Source organism: Calothrix sp. CBUCES-K 9914 (assembly GCF_059640475.1).
In genome coordinates this window covers 1-4,650 of sequence record NZ_JBXXZH010000435.1, presented here as the reverse complement: position 1 = coordinate 4,650, position 4,650 = coordinate 1, and the positions used below count along the sequence as shown (strand labels likewise).

Below are 4,650 nucleotides of genomic sequence, written 5' to 3'. Positions count from 1 at the left end.
ATGTAGATGTTCGGACTTTTTACCGCAATCCGGGCATACTGCGCTTTTAGTCTTTTTACTTACGGATAAAATTAAGACGGAACCCTCTTGTAGACTTGATTTTACCACTACGTCAGATAAATTTAATAGTTGAGTAAGGACTCTTTTCATAATTAATTTTACTTGAACGCTGAATAAATATTCTAACATTTTAGCACGTTAGGTACGCAAGAGCCAAGAGTTTATTGACTCTCTTAATACAGGAAATACAGAAAATTAAGACCTTGACATAACTTTTGCTTTCTCAAAGCTTTCCGAGACAGCCTTCCAAAAAATTTGGGATAATCCTGATGACGCAGAATATGACAAATTATGAATTTGGCGATGTTGTCTTAGTGTCTTTTCCTTTTACCGACCAGACTACTACGAAAAAGCGTCCTGCTGTTGTTGTTAGCTCTACTGATTATCAAATTCAACGTTTAGATTTAATACTAATTGGTATTAGTAGCCAAGCAAATCCAGCTAGCTCTTTTGGAGAAATGATAATTACTAACTGGAAAAGTGCTGGTTTAATTTAGCCTTCGATCCCCGCAATCCTATTATTTATCGACGGGGAGAAATTGCGGAAGCAGAACTTGCTTTGCCCGGTTGGAGATTAAAAGTTGATCGACTCTTTCCACCAATTTGGTTATAAGCAAATACTATTTATCAAGTTAGTTACTATACTTATAGTAATAACTTTACTTTAAATATGCTCTTGGTGTTTGACCTGTCCAGCGTTTGAAAGCACGATGAAAAGCACTTGGTTCAGAAAAACCAAGTATAAACGCAACATCATGAATTGATGTATCAGGTTTTTTAAGATACCGCATCGCTAATTCCTTGCGTGTTTCATCTAAAAGCTGTTGATATGAAGTACCTTCGGTTTGAAGTTCTCGTTGTAAGTTACGAACGCTTATAGTCAAACTACGCGCGATTTCTTCAATTGATGGCACTTCTCCCTTCAAATTATGCGTTATTTCTCGAACCACTTGGTTGCTGTAGGTGTTTTCCTTGCTAAGATTAGAAAGCATTGCCTGAGCATGTTGTTCAAAAGCTGAAAGCAACTTCGTATTAGCAGAAATAACTGACCACTCCAAACAAGCAGCGTCAAAAACAAGTCGATTTTTTGATTGGGAGAAATAAACAGGCGCCTCAAAAATACGTTGATGTTCAGATATATTATCGGGACTCTTATATTGAAACCAAACTTCTCTGGGACAAAGAGATTTACCTGTAAGTGTTTTAGCAGCAGTCAGTAAAGCTGAAAAACTTGCTTCAATTGGTTGTCGAGGTTCTTCGACTAAATAGTTTTTTAGATGATTTACAATTTCCCACTCGCATAGTACTTGTCCTCGTGAAACACTATAATACATTGACACACCTTGGCTGAATAAGCACATATAGCGAGAAAGCTTGTCAAGTACCTGTCCAAACGTTTGGCAGTTGAACAATACATAGCCAACAATGCCAATTGCTGCCAGGTTAAATTTCTCTCCCATATGTAAACCAATATCTGAGTCACCCGTCTGCTTAACGACTTCGCGCCATAGCGCTCGACTGGTTTCTCCAGAAACATAACTATCTGGCATCGTCAACAAGCTAGGGTCAATACCAGCAGCAGCACACAAGCGGTTGCTATCGATGCCATGTACCGCTGCTGCGTATTGTACAGAGTTCCGAATTAGAGATATGGAGAAGGTTGCTTCTTTCATCTCTCCTCAAGCATTTTTCAAAATGGCACATCAAGTCAATTTTATGGCGCCGTCGGTCAACTTTTCATTAAAACAACCGAATATCTTTAAATCATTGGAACTGCGAAATCAACAACTTACACGATAGGAGTTTTACGAACATGACATCATATACATTTAACTTAACCAAACCTGTTTATCAATCCGGAGCCGAAGCAATTGAGAATCCAGTTACGGGAGACAGCATGGTTGTTTTGCAGTCAACCCAGGAAAGCGGTGGAAATTCTTTCACAGCTAAATTTACCCTTCCACCAGGGTCACATGGTACACCTCTGCACTACCATAACAATCTTTTAGAAACATTTGAGGTATTAAGCGGCGCCTTGGAAATGGAATTAAGTGAAAAAGGAAACATTAAAGTTTTGCTGCCTGGGGAAGTAGTATATGTTCCTGCTGGGATGTATCACAGTTTCCGCAATCCTTTTGATAATGAGGTTGTATTTGTATCTAGTGTACATCCGGCTGGGGAATTTGAGCATTTTATTAGAGCAATGTATGGTTTAGCTATTGATGGAAAAGTTAGCTCTTCTGGAATGCCAAAAAATCTACTACATTTTGCTTTAATAATCCAAAAAGCTGACCTTGTTCTTGCTGGACTACCTGTATTTGTTCAAAAAATAATTGTTGGAAGTTTAGCTTCGCTTGCTCGTTTATTAGGAATGGAGAGTTCTTTGAGTAAATATTGGTATTAGCATAATTTAAAACCACGTAGAGACGCGATTTAATCGCGTCTCTACCCATAATTTGAGATAAAAGATTAGTGAGGAAATCATTAATCGTCCTCCGCTCTCTTTGTGTATTTTTAAATTTTAAGTTAGAAGACTTGTTACCCCTTGACTACAGTGTGCTACGTAATGTAGTATAAGACATTCGCTGATGTTACCACTCACACACCAATAGTGTGCATCATGGCCAAGTTAAAAGATGTTATCGGTTATTTCCGCCCGTACTGGAAATTTAGTATTTTTAGTATTGCGGCAGCTTGTGTTTACGAGGTAATTGATTTAGTTGTACCGTATGCAATAGGTCAAATTTTGAATGTACTGTCTAATCAACCGTTAGACAAACCACTTACAGGATTAATTGTATCTTTTGCGAACTTTACCAATTCTCCCATTGATAAACCTCTAACTTTAGGTATATTACTGGGAATCATTTTCTTAGTTACAGTTGTGCGGGCGCCGACGCAACCGTGGTTAACTATATGGTTTCACTGGGATATTGCGTTGAGAGCTAGACGGGACAACACAGAAAGTGCGATATCAAAAATTCTCACTTTACCTTTAGAATATTACGATGAAAACAACCCTGGACGTATAGCCGGAAGGGTTGCGCGCGGAATTTCAAACCACACTTGGACGTATCCTGAAATTGCAGGACAAATGATTCCCAAGCTAGTAAGAGTCTTAGGAATTTTTGCTTTTATCATGTTTGTTGAATGGCGAATTGCGATTTTGTATTTGATTTCGTTCGTAGTCATTTTAGGTTACACCCTCAAAGGTTTGCGGCGCATAATTTGGCACGAAGAACGGTTAGATAAATACATGGAGGATACCGAAAGTCGGACTTCCGAAATTATCAGCAACATCAAAACAGTCAAAGCGTTTGCCACCGAACCAGAGGAACTAAAGCGTCAAAAAATTCGTTTAGACCGTGAGTTTACAGTTGTAGACTATCGAATTCACAAAGGTTATGTGAAACTAAATACTACGCAGCGCACAATGATTCAATTTTGTGTATTTGTAGTGTTTGGTATGACTTTGGCGGCAACAGTTGGAGGACACATATCGCTTGGTCACTTTATTATGATTTATACTCTAGCAAGCATGGCTTATGCTGAGTTAGAGCCGATAAGTAGCCTTGCAGAAATATTTGCCCGTCGTATTAGTTCCATGCTGCGGTTCCACGAGTTTCTTCAAGAACCATCCGGTGTTGATGCAAATGGAATATTGGAGGCGCCTACGTCAAATAAGCCATATAATTTTACAGGAAAAGTCGAGTTTTGTGGTTTAAGCTTTGGTTATGAAGAAAATCGCCGAGTTTTACACGACATTAATCTACTGATTAAACCGTATGAAACTGTAGCGTTAGTAGGACGTTCAGGTTCAGGAAAATCAACACTAGTTAAATTATTGCTGCGCTACTTTGAACCCAATGAAGGCAAAATTCTGATCGACGGTGAAGATATTCGCAGCTTAGATGTGAGTAAATATCGGCGCCGTTTAGCAATAGTTCACCAAGAAGTAGACGTATTCAACGGTACGGTACTCGATAACTTACGTTATGGTAGACCGGATGTCACCTTTGAACAAGTTGAAGAAGCCAGTCGTATCGCGCGTTTGGATGAAGTTATCAAAGTTCTCGAACATGGATATTACACCGTTGTTGGAGAACGTGGCGTGAGACTTTCGGGAGGACAACGGCAAAGACTGGGTATAGCGCGCGCTTTACTCGTTGAACCCGACGTATTGATTTTTGACGAAGCAACATCCAGCTTAGACTACGAATCTGAACGCGCGATTCAATTAGCAATGCGCTCCTTACAAGGAACCCGTACCACAATTGTAATTGCTCACCGTTTAAGTACAGTCAGGGAAGCAGATAAAATAGTTGTGCTTGACCAAGGCAGAATTATTGAAGTTGGTAGTCATGATGAATTACTGCGTCATGGTGGTATTTACCATAGATTACACGCACTCCAAGAAACTGGGGAATTCTTAAGTTAGTTTGATCCCCCCCTAACCCCCCCTTAATAAGGGGGGAATAAGAATGTAAAATAGAGAAATCCAAAATACTCTTGTGGAATGGGCATCCTTGCCATTGGTGTCAAGTTAAGGTTGGCGCCCATACGTCAACGATAGGTTTTGTGATGAACGAG

The 4,650-nt window shown here is 39.5% G+C and carries 4 protein-coding genes; 3 read left to right on the top strand and 1 reads right to left on the bottom strand.

All coding sequences use genetic code 11. The features are described 5' to 3' along the window. Positions 1-341: 341 nt before the first annotated feature. Complete coding sequence (locus AC2JBO_RS43315) at positions 342-557, top strand: type II toxin-antitoxin system PemK/MazF family toxin (RefSeq protein ID WP_496959800.1); 216 nt, start codon at positions 342-344, stop codon at positions 555-557. Between the two features lie 162 nt (positions 558-719). Here the strand turns inward: AC2JBO_RS43315 and AC2JBO_RS43310 are convergent, their stop codons facing one another. After that, on the bottom strand, positions 720-1,733 hold the full coding sequence (locus tag AC2JBO_RS43310) for an AraC family transcriptional regulator (RefSeq protein ID WP_496959799.1): 1,014 nt from the start codon (positions 1,731-1,733) through the stop codon (positions 720-722). Positions 1,734-1,873: 140 nt separating this feature from the next. Between AC2JBO_RS43310 and AC2JBO_RS43305 the strand changes: the two genes are divergently transcribed. Together AC2JBO_RS43305 and AC2JBO_RS43300 are read left to right on the top strand one after the other, a co-directional pair. Then, the gene (locus AC2JBO_RS43305) at positions 1,874-2,464 is read left to right on the top strand and encodes a cupin domain-containing protein (RefSeq protein ID WP_496959798.1); all 591 of its coding nucleotides are present in this window, start codon (positions 1,874-1,876) and stop codon (positions 2,462-2,464) included. Positions 2,465-2,680: 216 nt separating this feature from the next. Then, positions 2,681-4,498, top strand: coding sequence for an ABC transporter ATP-binding protein (locus AC2JBO_RS43300; protein ID WP_496959797.1), 1,818 nt, complete (start codon positions 2,681-2,683; stop codon positions 4,496-4,498). The last annotated feature ends 152 nt before the right edge of the window (positions 4,499-4,650 follow it).